The organism is Burkholderia sp. LMU1-1-1.1 (assembly GCF_040675865.1).
Lineage (GTDB): Bacteria > Pseudomonadota > Gammaproteobacteria > Burkholderiales > Burkholderiaceae_D > Rugamonas.
In genome coordinates, this window is record NZ_JBEGHG010000078.1 from 320,735 (window position 1) to 335,636 (window position 14,902).

The following is a 14,902-nucleotide window of genomic DNA, read 5'->3' on the forward strand; positions in this document are numbered from 1 at the left end:
CTGGTTCCTGTTATGGCTGGGCCGGAGTGATCCGGATGGCCACGCCACCCGAGGCCGACAGCTTGGCTTCGATGACGCTGGAGGCGTCGACCGCGCGCCGCTCGATGCCGACGCGGGTGGCCGTTGGCGCGGCCGCGTCGTCGGCATACAGGGTGGCCTGATACTTCTTGCCCTTTTCCAGGAAGCTCAGCGGGATGCTGACGGTGCGCGCGTCGTTGTTGGTGATGGCGCCGATGAACCAGTCGGCGCCGCTGCGGCGCGCGACGGTGACGGATTCCCCCGGCTTGCCCGAGACGACCTTGCTTTGGTCCCAGCTCACCGGAATCCTGTCCCAGAACTCCAGCTCCGGTTCGTTGTGCTCCTTCTCCGGCCGGTCGTACCAGTACAAGGTCTGCAAGGGGCTGTAGTAGATCGCCGCCAGCGCCAGTTGATGCGCGTGCGTCGTCTTGATGCGCGGATCGAAGTAGCAGATCGTGTAGTCGGCCGCGCCGGCCAGGTAGCGGGTGAACGGCAGCACGGTGTTATGCGTCGCGTCGGGCATCTCTTCGTTGCCGCGCACGCCTTCGGAGGTCAGCAGGTTGGGCCAGGTGCGCTGCTCGCCGGTCGGGCGCCAGTCGTCGTGGATGTTGACCATGATCTGCGCGTCCGCGGCCTGCTGGATGGCCTTGTTGATCCAGGTAGACCAGCGGTGCGAACCGACCTGGACGAAGCCGAACTTCACGCCTTTGACGCCCCAGTCCTTGTAGGTCTTGAACAGCGTATCGGACTGCGTCAGCAACGCTTGCTGGTTGACGTAGAGCCAGATGCCGACGCCCCGGTCCTTGCCGTACTGGATGATCGCGTGCAGGTCGAAGTCCGGAATCGCCACCTTGGTCGCGTCGGAATCGAAGGAGAAGGCGGGGCCGTACCATTTCCAGTCGAACAGCACGTATTGCAGCTTGTGCTTGACGGCGAAATCGATGTTGGCCTTGGCGGCGGCGGTGGTCTGCGTCATCACGCGCATGATCTTGCCGGGCTTGATCCAGTCAGGTTTGGCGATCTTCGGCGGCGGATTGAGGTTGAGGATGAAATGGTTGTTGTCGGCCAGCGCGCCGGCCGATTCGGCGATCATGATGCCGCGCCAGGGCGTGGCGAACGGCGAGATCAGGTCGGCCGGGTCGTGCATCGCGGTGACGATGGTGTTCGGCTTGGTCTTGCTCAGCTTGAACTTGGTGCGCGAGTAGTCGACCATTTGCGCTTCGAGCAGGGCGACGTGGATGCCGCCCAGCAGTTCAAGCGTCAGTGGGCGTTCGGCTTCATCGGGCCAGTTGGCCAGTTCCAGTTTCTTGTAGGGCGCCTGCGCCCAGCCGGCGAACCAGGCTTTGGTTTCCACCGGCAGGGTGAACTCGGTGTTTTCCTGCGTGACGCGGTAGTAGCTGCCTTTTGGATTTTCCGGGAACACGTAGCGGAAGGCGACGCCTTCGTTGTAGGCGCGCACTTCCAGCTTCATGGTGTAGTCCGGGTTGTCGTCCTTGACCATGTTCACGGTCAACTGGTTGTAATTGTCCGGGATTTCGGCTTGTTCGCCGTGCAGTGGTTTCCAAGTGGCGTTGTGGCTGGTGGTGGTGTTGCCGGTGACGGCCAGGTTGTCGAACCACTTTTTGTGGCGATCGATTTTCAGCGCCATCGAGCTTTCGGACAGGTGGTTATCCAGTTGCAGGTCCAGCAGGGAATCGAGGATGACCGGCTTGTGTTTGTAGTTGACGCGATAGTACAACTGCCGTTCGCCGGTGGCCGCCGTGGTTTGATAGAAGATGTATTGCAGGTTCTTATCGGGCGACTGGACGGTGGCCAGATGCTGTTGCTCCGCGGCGTGGCTTTGCGCGGCAACCGCAAGCAGCAGAATCATGATCATGTGCGGAGACACGTAGGGCGGATTAGCGCAGCGTAATCCGCCAATGCATGCGCCGCCGACGGCTCGTAGATGGCCGATTACGGCGTTCCGCCTAATCCGCCCTACGTGTATCCGTGGTAACGCGTGGCTTATGTGGGCCAGTATATTCATTCTTGTCTCGTTTATAGTTGTCTTATGGATCGATTGTAGACCGTCACGGCTCGCTTGCGATCAGATTGAGCACCTCATAGCACGCGCCCATCGTGTGATAATCCACCTTGCCGGCCGGACTCTTCTGATTACTGAGCTTGGCGTTCGATGGACTCAGCACCCGGTACCACGCGCCGTGCTCGTGGTCGACGAAATGCTCCCAGCTATAGGCCCAGATCCTTTCGTACCAATCCCAATACCTCGGATCGCCGGTCCGCTCGGCCAGCATGGCCGCCGCCGCGAAACTCTCGGCCTGCACCCAGAAATACTTATCGCCGTCGCAAATCTCGTCCGCCGGGCCGAAGCCGTAGAATATCCCCCCGTGCTCGCCATCCCACGCCTTGCCCAGCGCGATGTCGAACAATTGCGTGGCACGCGGCGCCATCCACTCGGTCTCGCCGTCGAGCGCGACGGGATGCCGCTCCAGCTGCAACAGCAGCTTGGCCCATTCGGTCAGATGCCCCGGCTGGTAGCCCCACGGACGGAAGATGTTGCTCTTGTCGTGGCGGTTGTAGTGCCAGTCCACCGACCAGTCGGCCTGGTAGTGTTCCCAAATCATGCCGCCGGCCAGTCCGGCCTGGCGCATCGTGATGTTGCGCGCCAGGGTGACGGCGCGCTGCAGGTAATGCGTCTCGCCCGACGCCTCGAAGGCGGCGATCAACGCCTCGCAGGTGTGCATGTTGGCGTTCTGCCCGCGATACGGATCGAGCACGCGCCAGTCGGCACTGGCCTGGTCGGCGTACAGCCCGTGTTCGGGCTGCCAGAAACGCTTCTCCATCAGATCGAACGTCTCCTTCATATGGACGCGCGCCTCCGTGATGCCGGCCGCCAGCGCCTGCGAATAGGCCAGCAGCACGAACGCCAGGCCGTAGCAATGGTTATCGCCGTCGATGACCTGCTTCTTGCCGTCGCGCCACGACAGCTGCCACGCGTAGCCGCCGGTGCGCGCGTTGCGGTGCGCGTTGCGCAGGAAGGCGACGCCATGGTGCAGCGCTTCCAGATAGGCCGGGTCGCGGAACTGGCGGTAGGCTTTGGCGTAGTTGAAGACGAAACGCGTGCTGCTGACCAGGTGCCGCGTGTGGTGGTCGTAGACGGTGCCGTCGTCGAGGAAGAAGTGGAAGAATCCACCGCTCGGGTCGATGCAGCGCGGGTGGTAGAACCGCATGGTGTGCGCGATGTGCGACAGCAGCATGTCGCGCGAGCGAAAGTCGGGATGCATGGTCCGGTTCTCCTTAGCGGGTGGGGGGCGTGGCGTTGGGCCAGGCGGCGATGCGGTAGCGCGTGTGCCACGGTTCTTCCGGCCGCAGCGCGACGCCGAGCCTGTCTTCCAGCGGATGGCCGGCCGGCGCGCGGGCGACTCGGCCCAGGTCGAACAGGCTGTTGACCGGTTCGGCGCCGATCGCCAGGTGCCGGCTCATCCATGGGTAATTGATGCGGCCGCCATTGCTGATCCACAGCATCAGGTCCGGCAGTTGCGTGGTGTCCCACCACATGCCGACGCAGGCGTCGTAATCGAGGTAGTGCAGCGCGAACGGCGGCGCGTCGCCGGTGCCCGCCAAGGTACTCACCTGCATCAGCTCCTCGGTCGGCATCGTCAGCGGCAATTGCGCCAGATCGAGCGCGCCGTCGACACCGGCCATGGCCGACAGCGAAGCGGAGCGCGCGTCGGGCACCAGGCGCGACACGGCGCCGGGCGCGGCGGTCGGATAGCTGTGGATGCCGGCGTGCTCGCCGAGCGCCACCTTCACCCGTCCAGGTGTGGACGGAATGCGGAAGGTCGGATGCAGGCCGACCGGCATGCGCGACGGGCGGCGCGACCAGATGCCCAGGCTGATATCGAGCGCGGCGGCGCGCGGATCGACCTCGATCACCCGTTCGACGCGGGCGATGGCGCTGCTTTCCGGGTAGTCGATCACCAGGTGCACGCGGTGCGGCGTGGCCTCAATGCAGCGCCAGTGGTGGTTGGCGGCGTAGCCATGCATCCAGTCATCGCCGCTGGCCTCGTCATTGCCAACGATGCGCCGCCAGCCGGCCGGCAGGGCGCCGGGATCGTCGGTGCGGCCGAACGGCACGCACGGCCATTCGCCACGCATGCGCCGCAGCAGGCCGGGCAGGGCGGACGCGCCGGTGGTGCTGGCCCATGGCGCCACGTGCATGATGTCGAGTTCCCGCTCGTCGTCGAGCCGCAAGCTCACCGGACCGAGCATGCCGCCCAAGGCCTGCACCTCGGCGCTGCCGAAGTCCCACGCCAGCTGCCATGCGCGGCGCGTTTCCTTTTCAGCCCGTTCAGTCATGCGGTTCGTATCGTTCATCGCGCGAGCCATCCTCCGTCCACCGGCAGGGTGATGCCGTGCACGTAGTCGCTGGCGCGGCTGGCGAGGAACACCGCCGCGCCGGCCAGGTCGTCCGGCTTGCCCCAGCGTCCTGCCGGGATGCGTGCCAGTATCGCCTCGGAACGCTGGGCATCCTCGCGCAGCGCGGTGGTGTTGTTGGTGTCGAAGTAGCCAGGCGCCAACGCGTTGACGTTGATGCCCTTGGCCGCCCATTCGTTGGCCAGCGCGCGCGTCAGACCGGCCAGCGCGCTCTTGCTGGCGGCGTAGGCCGGCACGCGGATGCCGCCCTGGAAGGACAGCAGCGAGGCGACGTTGATGATCTTGCCCTCATGGCGGGCCGCCATGTGCCTGGCCACCGCCTGCGACAGGAAGAAGACGGAGCGCAGATTGGTGTTCATGACGGCGTCCCAGTTTTCCTCGGTGACGTCGAGGCTGTCGGCGCGGTGGATGGTGCCGGCGTTGTTGACCAGGATATCCAGCTGCCCGTTGAAGGCGATCGCCGCGTCGACCACGCGTTGCACCGGTTCGGTGGAGCCGAAATCGGCCCGCACGAACAGACAGCGGCGGCCCAGCGCCTGGACTTGCGCGGCGGTGTCGTCGGCGGAGCTGCGGCCGGCGGCGACGATATCGGCTCCGGCGCCCGCCAGCGCGATCGCGATCGCCCGGCCCAATCCGGTATTGGCGCCGGTGACGAGCGCCGTGCGGCCAGCCAGGTTAAACAGTTCGGACATCGATGCTCCTTATTTCAGCTGACAGATATCGAGCACGTTCATGTCGGTGTAGTCGAGGTTTTCGCCGCCCATTGCCCAGATGAAGGCATAATTGGCCGTGCCCGAACCCATGTGGATCGACCACGGCGGCGACACGACCGCCTCTTCATTGGCGACGATGATGTGGCGCGCCGAATCCGGCTCTCCCATGAAGTGGAAGATGCGCTGCTGTTCGTCGAGGTTGAAGTAGAAATAGACTTCGGAGCGGCGGTCGTGCAGGTGCGGCGGCATCGTGTTCCAGACGCTGCCCGTCTTCAGTATCGTCAGGCCGAGCAGCAGCTGCGCCGACTTGCACACGCCGGGAATCACGTACTGGTAAATGGTGCGGGCGTTCGACGTCTCGGCGCTGCCGCGCTCCAGCGGAACGGCCTGCGCGTGGGTGATCTTGGTCAGTTCGTGGCGGGCGTGGGCCGGCGTCGAGGCCAGGTAGAAGCGCGCCGGATTGGCCGGGTCGACCGATTCGAAGCCGACATCGTTGCTGCCCATCGGGATGTACAGGCCGTCGAGCGGCGCCATGTCGAACACCTGGCCGTCGACGGTGATCCGGCCCGCGCCGTCGGCGACGTTGATCACGCCCAGCTCGCGGCGCGACAGGAAGGGCTGGCCGAGCGCGGAGACCGGCTCCGTGTGCGTCGGCAGCTTGATCGCCCCGGCGACAGGCGCGGCGCCGCCGATCACGAAACGCTCGTGATGGCAGTAGTTGAGCTTGATCCGGTCGCTGACGAACAGGTTGCTGATTAAATAGCGCTCGCGTAGCTGTTCATTACTAACTTGCGTCATCATGTCCGGATGAGTGGCATGAAATATTTTTTCGTACATCGAAGTCTCCTGAAAATGAATTCTACTGATATTTGTTATCGATAACAAGTATAATGGCATACTCGTTTCAAAAGCAACGCACAGGATGCCGGGGATCGTGGTTTTTTGAGATCCGGCCTGATCAACTTGAAGAGTGATTCGCTAGGAGTGGTCCCGTTGAAAACCGCTGTCGCCCTGTTTTTTGCGCTGTGCGCCGCCTCGGCCGCCGCGCAGCCGCCGTCCAGCCAACCGTGGGTCGCCGACCTGGGCAATGGCCAGTATCAGAATCCGATCCTGCACGCGGACTATTCCGATCCGGACGCGATCCGGGTCGGGCAGATGTTTTATATGACGTCCTCCAGCTTCAGCAACGCGCCCGGGCTGCCGTTGCTGCAATCGTCCGACATGGTCAACTGGGAGCTGGTCGGCCACGCGCTGCCGAAGCTGGTGCCGGCGGAGGTGTTCGCCAAGCCGCAGCCGGGCAAGGGCGTCTGGGCCCCGGCGCTGCGCCACCACGCCGGCAAATTCTGGATTTTCTATCCGGACCCGGATTTCGGCGTCTATGTGATGACGGCGAAAAACTTCGCCGGTCCGTGGAGCGTGCCGCATCTGCTGTTGGCGGGCAAAGGCATCATCGATCCGGCGCCGCTGTGGGACGACGACGGCAAGGCCTGGCTGGTGCACGGCTGGGCCAAGAGCCGCTCCGGCATCAACAACATCCTGACCTTGCGCAGCATGGACGCGGACGCTCGCAAGCTGCTTGACGAGCGTGTCAGGGACATTATCAATGGCGACAAGTTGCCGGGCTATCACACGGTTGAAGGTCCGAAGCTGTACAAGAAGGACGGCTACTATTACATCTTCGCGCCGGCCGGAGGTGTCGAGCACGGCTGGCAGTCGGTGTTCAGGTCCCGCAATATCGAGGGGCCGTACGAGGACAGGATCGTCATGGCGCAGGGGACGTCCACGATCAACGGGCCGCACCAGGGCGCGTGGGTGGATGGCGTGGACCGGCGCGACTGGTTCTTTCATTTCCAGGACAAGGGAGCGTACGGGCGGGTTGTCCATTTGCAGCCGATGCAGTGGCGCGATGGCTGGCCGGTGATCGGTGTGGACAAGGACAACACCGGTGTCGGCGAGCCGGTGCTGACCTATGCCAAGCCGGCCGGCAAGGATCGCGGCATTCTCGTGCCGCCGACGGGGGATGAATTTGGGGGCGGGGCGCTTGGCCTGCAGTGGCAGTGGAATGCCAATCCGGGGCCGAATGCTGCCGACTGGTATTCGCTGAAGGCGCGCCCGGGTTTCCTGCGTCTGCCGGCCCAGGCCGCGCCGGAGGAGGGCAGCGCGCGCGAAGTGCCGTCGGTGCTGACGCAGAAGTTTCCGGCGCCTGTCTTCACGGTCGATACCAAGATCGAGGCGCGCGGGTCCGATCTTCAACGGGCAGGGCTGCTGGTGCTGGGGATCCGGTATGCGTGGCTGGGCTTGCGCCAGAGCGATGGCGTGACGCGGCTGGTGCTGTCCACCTGCGAAGAGCCGGCGTTGACGTGCAAGGAGCAGATCGAACCGTTGCGCACCGTGGGCCGCGAGCCGGTGTATTTGCGCGCGGAAGTTGGCGACGGGGCGATGGTGAAGTTTTCGTATAGCCTGGACGGTAAGGAGTATACGCCGGCGGGCCAGCCGTTCCAGGCGACCGTGGGAAGGTGGGTGGGCGCGCAGGTTGGCCTGGTCAGCACGCGTCGCGCGAAAGAGGGCAAAAAATCGACGACGCCATCGTACGTCGACGTCGATTATTTCCGTGTCACAGGTGAGACCCGTGTTCCACGTAGGGCGGATTAGGCGGAACGCCGTAATCGGCCATGCATGAGTCCCCGCGACGCATACATGGCCGATTACGCTGCGCTAATCCGCCCTGCGTGATACCATGGGAGTAATAAAGTTATCGATAACATGAAAAATAAAATCAGGAGACCAGCGTGTTCAAAAAGATTCTAACGGCGGCAGCCTTGCTGTGGTGCGCCTCGTCCTCGGCGCAGGTGCAGGTATTCCCATTCCCGGAGCAGATCAGGTACTCGCACCACAGCGACGACTTCACGGTCCGCGTGCGCACCCCTGGCGGCGTCTGGCAGGACCTGTATGAATACAAAGTCAAAGTCGACCTCGATACGCAAAGCACAGCCTCGATGGTCTACTTTAACTTCGACGGCCCGGTCGAAGTAGCGGTACAAAAGAACAATGGCCGCTTTTCAAGCGTAGCGATCCGTCCGGATGCGAAGGGCATCAAACCCGTCATCAAAGGCCAGACCGCCTTCTTCACGCTGAACCGCCCCGCCAACCTCAGCATCGAATTCGACGACGACCGACTGCACAACCTGCATCTGTTCACGCACGCGATCCGCAAGGACATGCCCAAGCCGCCAGCCCGCAAGCCCAACGAGGCGATCGGCAAGGGCGAGACGCCGGACTTCACCCAGCCGGTGGTGTATTTCGGCCCCGGCGTGCACGACGGCGAATTCAATCTGCGCTCCAACACCACTGTGTACATCGACGGCTCGGCCATGTTGAAGCGCCCGCTGATCATCAACGGCGTGCAAAACGTCAAGGTCATCAGCGACGGCCTGTTCGACAGCGTCGATATGCTGACGATCAAGGATTCCAAGAACGTGGTGATCGACGGACCGATCTTCTTCAACCAGGTCCACGGGACGATGCGCTGCATCACATCGCAGGATATCGAGGAGCGCAACATCCGCACCATTGGCGGCGGCAAGTGGTCGGACGGGCTGGGGCACTTCGCCTGCGAGCGCGTGACGGTGACCGACAGCTTCATCCGCACGTCCGACGATTGCATCACCTTATATAACCACCGCTGGGATATCTGGGGCAACACGCGCGACATCGTCGTCAAGGACTCGACCTTGTGGGCCGACATCGCGCACGCGGTCATGATCGGCATCCACGGCAACACACCGTCGCCGGCGCATCCGGAGCCGGAGGTGCTGGAACGCATCCGCTTCAGCAACATCGACATCTTGGACCACGACGAAGACGACCCCGAGTACGAGGGCGCGATCGGCATCATGGCGGCCGACGACAATCTGGTGCGGGATGTGCTGTTTGAAGATATCCGGGTGGAGCGCATCGAGGAGGGAAAGCTGTTCAACCTGCACATCGCCTTCACGCCGAAATACAATACCAGCCCGGGACGGGGCATCGAGAATATCACGTTGCGCAACATCCATTTTTCAGGCAACGGCTCGCCCAGCGCGTCGGCGATCTACGGCTACGACGAGACGCGCAAGGTCAAGAACATCATGATCGACAACGTGACGGTCGGCGGCCGCAAGATCAAGGGCGCCGAGGCGAACGTGCTCGACATCGGCAAGTTCGTCGAAGGCGTCACGTTCAGATAGGGCAATGCGGTCTGGCAGGCATCGCTGTGACCCGTGTCGGTGCGTCGTCCGGCTAACGGTACTTCAAAGTCCACCGGATCGTCAGTGGCCTGGCGAAGGTGAAGTTGGTGGTCGCGCAGCTCACGTGCGAACGCATCGCGCCGGCCGGCGAGCGGAACGGTTCGGCGCCGTTGGTCGGCGCGACCGTGCAGGCGTCTAGCCCTTCGACTTCGAATGAGGTGGCGTCGCCTTGCGCAAAGCTGACCTTTTTGCCTAGCGCCGTGGCGCCGTCGGAGAACGAGGCGAACTCCAGGCTGGCGCGCGTAACCTCGATCGGGGCCGTCGGCGTGTAAGTGTCGGTGCGCACGATGACGCCAGGCGTCATCGTGTACGTGGTTTCGAGCCGGATGCGGCCGTCGGGCGTCGGCGCTTTGCCGCCGAGCCTGGCCAGTTCGTCCTGCCGGTAGCTGACGCTGGCCTGGTCGCCTTCGCTGGTGGCGCGGATATCCTTGATGTAGCTGGTGCCAATCAGCTCGGTGCCGTCGGCCAGCCTGAACTTGGGTAGCAGTTGCGGATGCTCGGCGCCACTGTCCGGCGTGCCGGCGACGATGCCGGTGGCGAACGGCAACGGATAGTAGGGGCTGTTGTCGTACTGGCCGCCGCCGCCGTTGACCATCAGCAGACTGAAGATGTGGCGCCGGTCGCGGTAAATGGCGAGCGCGCGGTCGTACTGGCCCTGCGCGAAGCGCACCAGGCTGGAGCGGGGCCGGGTCCGGTCCAGCCATGCCTGCAAATCGGCGCTGGGTTCGGCGCCCTCCATCCCGGCCTTGTTCCAGAACGCGGTGGTGAAGATCAACTGGTGTGCCAGCGAAAAGTTCTCGCCGAGGATGCGGTGCTTGGCGCGGTAGGCGTCCGTGCGCCGGCCCTGGCCCCACATGTCGACCGAGCGCATCGCCGGGTTGTACCAGAAGTCCACGTACCTGGCGACGATGCGGTTCGAGTAGGCGTAGGCGTACTTTTTTTCCTCGGGCGTGAGCACGCCGAGGTAGGCCGACACCGACAGGATCTCCAGCGCCGCCGTCTCGCCATAGGGACCCAGGCTGCGGCCGAAGGTGAAGCCGTCGCCCGATGTGTTGGCGATGTTTAGGGCCACATCGGCCGCCTTGCGCAGCAGCGCCTTGAGTTCCGGCGTCACCGTCAGGCCGGTCTCGATGAAGCGCTCGCAGATTTCGGCGATCAGCAGGATGCTGTAGCGGTCGAAACGGCCTTCGCCGGCGGTCTCGTCGGAAAAGCCGAACTTGCCCGAGTAAGTGTTGTAATGCTCGAGCATCTTGTCGAGGAGGATCTTGCCGGCGCTGTCATCCTCCCAGCCTAGCAGCATGCGCAGGCGGGCCACGCTAAAGGCCACGCCGTAGTAATTGGTGGGCAGGCGTATCAGCTGGAAGTCGGGCTGGGTCACGAAGTGGCGCCAGTCGAGCTTGGCGCGCAGCGCCGCCAGCGTGGCCGGAGAGACCGCCCGTTCCAGCAAGCCGGCCTGCTTGAGTTGGTACAGGGCGGTCAGGTAGTAGTGGATGCCCCAGGTCTGGTTGTCCATGCCGATCGTCATGTCGGCGATGGCGCGGAACTGGCGCAGGCGCTCGGGCAGGCGGGGGTCGTCCGTGCGCATGTTCAGCACCACATGGGCCAGGCCGACGGCGATTTTGCCCTGCAAGAATTTGTCGTTGCTTTTCAGCGCCGCGACGCCGTCGAGGGTGAAGTGGTCCTTCTCGGCCACCATTTTGTCGAACAGATACTCCAGTTGCGGGTACAACCGTCGCTGGATGATCTGGTTCATCGGGACGGCCGCCAGCGGCGGCTGGTAGCTCGACGATGGCGGCGGTGGCGGCTTGTCGGCGGCGTCGGCGTTCACCGAAAGCGCGCCGGCCAGCGCGGCGGCGAGCAGGCGGGCGTTGATCGATTTTGGCGTCGGCTCCGGTGTTGGTTTTATCGCGCTGCGCATACGTCTGTCTCCGTTCGTGTTCTCTGATGGTTGATATCGGTGTCTGGCGCCGTCAGTACAACGGACCTGCCGTCACAAACGGGCCACCCTGGAAGATGGTGGCCGGATCGTCGCCGGGGCGCTGGGCCGTATCCGGAAAAAGGTGCTTGAACCGGCGCGAACTGTCCTTCGGGCGGAAGCCGAGGTGGCTGGCCTTGCGGTTGTCCCACCAACTGGTATCGTTGCTGGATGTGCCGAAGACGATGGTGTGCCCGACGCGCGGGGTGAACAGCGCGCAGCGCAGTAGTTCCACCAGGTCATCGTAGCTGAGATAGGTGGTCATCATGCGGGCGTTCTTCGGTTGCGCGAACGACGAACCGATGCGCAGGCAAACGGTTTCGATCCCAAGTCGGTCGTAGTAGTAACGCGACAGCGATTCGCCGAAGCACTTGCTCAGGCCGTAGAAGCCGTCCGGGCGCGGTGGCATGTCGGCGTCGACGATTTCGGTGTTGCGGTAGAAGCCGGTGACGTGGTTTGAGCTGGCGTAGACCACCCGCTTGACGCCGGCCTTGTGCACCGCCTCGTACAGGTTGTACAGGCCGAGGATGTTCGCTTGCATGATGGGCTCGAAGCGGTCCTCGACCGAAATGCCGCCGAAATGCAGCACCGCGTCGACCCCCTCGGCCAGCGCCAGGACCGCCGGCTTGTCGGCGAGATCGCAACGGACGATCTCCTCGCCCTCGGCCGCCTCGCCCAAGTCGGCGCGGTCGCTCAGGCGCACGATGCGTGCCCATGGTTTGATCCTGTCCCGTAAAACCTGGCCTAGCCCGCCGGCGGCGCCGGTCAGCAATAGTCGATCAAAGGGTTTTTCGGTGGCGCTGTCGTTCATGATGTCGTCCAAGGAGTGGGGCGGTTGGAGGAGGTGCTTGTAAAACGTTTAACCTGAGTATATATTAATCGTTTTGGACGTCAACAGCTTCTTGAAAAGGAAAATGGCCGGGCCGGGGCGGCGATAAACTGTGCGATCATCTGCGCTTTCCGGACAGCCGTTCCCGCCACACATAATGAAAATCAAGGTACCCACTATCCGCGATGTCGCCAACGCCGCCGGCGTGTCGACGACCACCGTCTCGAAGTATGTGAACCAGGCGCAGCGGTTTTCGCCGGCGGTCGAGGCCACCATCAAGGCGGTGATCGAGGAACTCGGCTACCGCTCCAATCCGCTGGCGCAATCGATGATCACCGGGCGCACCAACACCATCGGCCTGTCGGTGCTGGATGTGAGCAACCCCCATTTCACCAGCATCGTCAAGGGCGCCAACCGGGTGGCCGCCGAACATGGCTACACCATGCTGCTGGTCGACATCGACGAGAACCCCGGCCGCGAGCGCATGTTGCTGGAGTCGCTGAGCCGCCGGGTCGATGGCTTGCTGGTGTACTCGCGGCTGGCCGAGGAGGACATGGACTGGATGGCCCGGCTCGACAAGCCGCTGGTATTCTTTGGCCGCCTGTCCCGCATGACGCTGCCCACCGTCACCAGCGACGACCGGCGAGGCGGCTACATGATCGCGCAGCACCTGGTGACGATGGGGCACAAGCGCATCGCCTACCTGGGATTCCCGAAGTCGCACCGCGACCAGGACCGCATGGCCGGTGTGCGCGGCTGCCTGGAAAAACACGGCCTGCCATTGCAGGTGTTCAGCGGCGCCGCCCCCACCGCGCCCGAGGGCGAACGCCGGAGTTCGGCCATCATGTTGGGCGAGCAGCGGCCGGACGCTATCGTCTGCTACAACGATCTGATGGCGCTCGGTTTCATGAAGGCCACCCAAGCGCTCGGCTTCCAGGTGCCGGAGGATATTTCCGTCGCGGGCTTCGACAATATCCAGTTCGGCCGCTACGCGTCGCCAGCGCTGACCACGGTCGACCTGCGCAGCGAGGAGATGGGCGTGGTGGGCATGAACACCTTGCTTTCCACCATAGGCGACGACGCCAGCATCGACCTGACCCTTCTCGAGCCGCAGCTCATCCTCCGCTCGTCCATCATGCGGCGGACCCCGCACGGCGGCTGAGCCCGTTACGGCAGCGCTCTGCCGCAGGGGTAATCGATTTTTCTGCTGGCGCCCCACGGCGATGTTTTCCGTGTATTTGCGCCGCCCCGGCACTAAAAAACCACAGCTTATCCCTAAAGGCAGGGACTTTTTCAATCACGAAGAAAAACGTTTTACTAAGCAGTTTTTGCGTGTATATTTGCTCTGAAATCGGCGCTTGACCGATTGTCGCGGCCACGCGCCGATACGGAGACTGAATGAAAATCAAACGATGGCTGCTCGGCCTCGGGCTGGGTATTTCAATGGCCGCGAGTCCGCTGCGCGCGGCCGAAACGATGGATGACCTCATCGCGCGCGACATCGCGGTGGCGGCGCGTCAGTACGGCGCCATGCTTGACAAGATCGCCGGCAAGCCCGGCTTCCCGCGCACGGTGGAGAACGGCGAAGTCAAAATGATCCCCACGCGCGACTGGACCAGCGGCTTTTTCCCCGGCGCTTTGTGGTATCTGGCCGAGGCGACCGGCGACGCCAAATGGCGCGCGGCGGCGGCGCGCTACACGGCCGCCACCGCCTCCGCCAAATTCGACAAATCCCAGCATGACGTCGGCTTCATCCTGAACTGCGGGTATGGCAACGGTCTGCGGCTGGGCGAGGGCGGCGCTGGCGGGACTGGGTACCGGGACGCGCTGCTGGCCGGCGCCACGACGCTGGTGACGAGGTTCAACCCGACGGTCGGCAGCATCCAGTCCTGGAACCTGCGTCCCGATCAGGACTGGAAGTTTCCCGTCATCGTCGACAACATGATGAACCTGGAGCTGTTGATGTGGGCTGCGCGCGCCTCGGGCGACAACTACTACCGCGACGTCGCGGTCGCCCATGCGGATACCACGTTGCGCGAGCATTTCCGGCCCGACGGCTCGAGCTACCATCTGGTCGACTACGATCCGGCCAACGGCAAAGTCCGTGCGCGCGTCACGCAGCAGGGCAACGCCGACGGCTCGGCCTGGGCGCGCGGGCAGGCCTGGGGCCTGTACGGCTACACGATGATGTACCGCGAGACCCGCAAGCCCGAGTATCTGGCCCAGGCCAGCAAAATCGCCTCGTTCATGATGAACCATCCGCACCTGCCGGCCGACAAGGTGCCGTACTGGGACTTCGACGATCCGGCGATTCCGCACGCGCCGCGCGACTCGTCGGCGGCCGCCATCATGGCGTCGGCCTTGCTGGAACTCTCCGGTTTCGTCGAGCCGCCGCTGGCGCAACGCTATCTCGCGCTGGCCGAACAGCAGCTGCGCAGCCTGTCGTCGCCGGCCTACCTGGCGGCGCCGGGCGAGAACGGCGGTTTCCTGCTCAAGCATGCCACCGGCCACAAGCCCGCCGGCAAGGAAATCGACGTCCCGCTCAACTATGGCGACTACTACTTTCTTGAAGCGCTGCTGCGCTTCAAGGGGCATGCCCGTCCGACGAAATCGCCTTAACGGGCCGCAGGTTTTTGGTGTGTGA

Annotated in this window: 11 protein-coding genes; 4 read left to right on the forward strand and 7 right to left on the reverse strand. The window is 63.8% G+C overall.

What is annotated here, in order from left to right; all coding sequences use genetic code 11:
• Positions 1–10 precede the first annotated feature (10 nt).
• The 5 genes from MRBLMU1_RS31060 to kduI form a co-directional block, all read right to left on the reverse strand.
• On the reverse strand, positions 11–1,888 hold the full coding sequence (locus MRBLMU1_RS31060; RefSeq protein ID WP_363510165.1) for a glycoside hydrolase family 97 protein: 1,878 nt from the start codon (positions 1,886–1,888) through the stop codon (positions 11–13).
• 199 nt (positions 1,889–2,087) lie between these two features.
• Positions 2,088–3,302 carry an AGE family epimerase/isomerase gene (locus tag MRBLMU1_RS31065; RefSeq protein ID WP_363510166.1) on the reverse strand — a complete coding sequence of 405 codons (1,215 nt, stop codon included), beginning with the start codon at positions 3,300–3,302 and terminating at the stop codon, positions 2,088–2,090.
• A 13-nt stretch (positions 3,303–3,315) separates the two neighbouring features.
• Positions 3,316–4,395, reverse strand: a complete 1,080-nt coding sequence (locus MRBLMU1_RS31070) for a hypothetical protein (RefSeq protein WP_363510168.1) — start codon at positions 4,393–4,395, stop codon at positions 3,316–3,318.
• Positions 4,392–5,147, reverse strand: coding sequence for a 2-dehydro-3-deoxy-D-gluconate 5-dehydrogenase KduD (kduD, locus tag MRBLMU1_RS31075; protein WP_363510170.1), 756 nt, complete (start codon positions 5,145–5,147; stop codon positions 4,392–4,394). The genes MRBLMU1_RS31070 and kduD overlap by 4 nt, the downstream gene beginning before the upstream one ends.
• A gap of 9 nt (positions 5,148–5,156) precedes the next feature.
• Complete coding sequence (kduI, locus tag MRBLMU1_RS31080) at positions 5,157–6,005, reverse strand: 5-dehydro-4-deoxy-D-glucuronate isomerase (protein ID WP_363510172.1); 849 nt, start codon at positions 6,003–6,005, stop codon at positions 5,157–5,159.
• A gap of 156 nt (positions 6,006–6,161) precedes the next feature.
• Here kduI and MRBLMU1_RS31085 point away from each other — a divergent pair, with 156 nt between their 5' ends.
• The gene (locus MRBLMU1_RS31085; RefSeq protein WP_363510174.1) at positions 6,162–7,820 is read left to right on the forward strand and encodes a glycoside hydrolase 43 family protein; all 1,659 of its coding nucleotides are present in this window, start codon (positions 6,162–6,164) and stop codon (positions 7,818–7,820) included.
• Positions 7,821–7,957: 137 nt separating this feature from the next.
• Positions 7,958–9,394, forward strand: coding sequence for a hypothetical protein (locus MRBLMU1_RS31090; protein WP_363510176.1), 1,437 nt, complete (start codon positions 7,958–7,960; stop codon positions 9,392–9,394).
• A gap of 52 nt (positions 9,395–9,446) precedes the next feature.
• On the opposite strand, the gene MRBLMU1_RS31095 is transcribed toward MRBLMU1_RS31090, so the two are convergent.
• Positions 9,447–11,372 carry a hypothetical protein gene (locus tag MRBLMU1_RS31095; protein ID WP_363510178.1) on the reverse strand — a complete coding sequence of 642 codons (1,926 nt, stop codon included), beginning with the start codon at positions 11,370–11,372 and terminating at the stop codon, positions 9,447–9,449.
• 52 nt (positions 11,373–11,424) lie between these two features.
• Positions 11,425–12,240, reverse strand: coding sequence for an NAD-dependent epimerase/dehydratase family protein (locus tag MRBLMU1_RS31100; RefSeq protein ID WP_363510179.1), 816 nt, complete (start codon positions 12,238–12,240; stop codon positions 11,425–11,427).
• A 175-nt stretch (positions 12,241–12,415) separates the two neighbouring features.
• On the opposite strand from MRBLMU1_RS31100, the gene MRBLMU1_RS31105 reads away from it, so the two are divergent.
• Positions 12,416–13,420: a LacI family DNA-binding transcriptional regulator gene (locus MRBLMU1_RS31105; RefSeq protein ID WP_363510181.1), complete on the forward strand. Its 1,005-nt coding sequence runs from the start codon at positions 12,416–12,418 to the stop codon at positions 13,418–13,420.
• Between the two features lie 236 nt (positions 13,421–13,656).
• On the forward strand, positions 13,657–14,877 hold the full coding sequence (locus MRBLMU1_RS31110; protein ID WP_363510183.1) for a glycoside hydrolase family 88 protein: 1,221 nt from the start codon (positions 13,657–13,659) through the stop codon (positions 14,875–14,877).
• Positions 14,878–14,902: the final 25 nt, after the last annotated feature.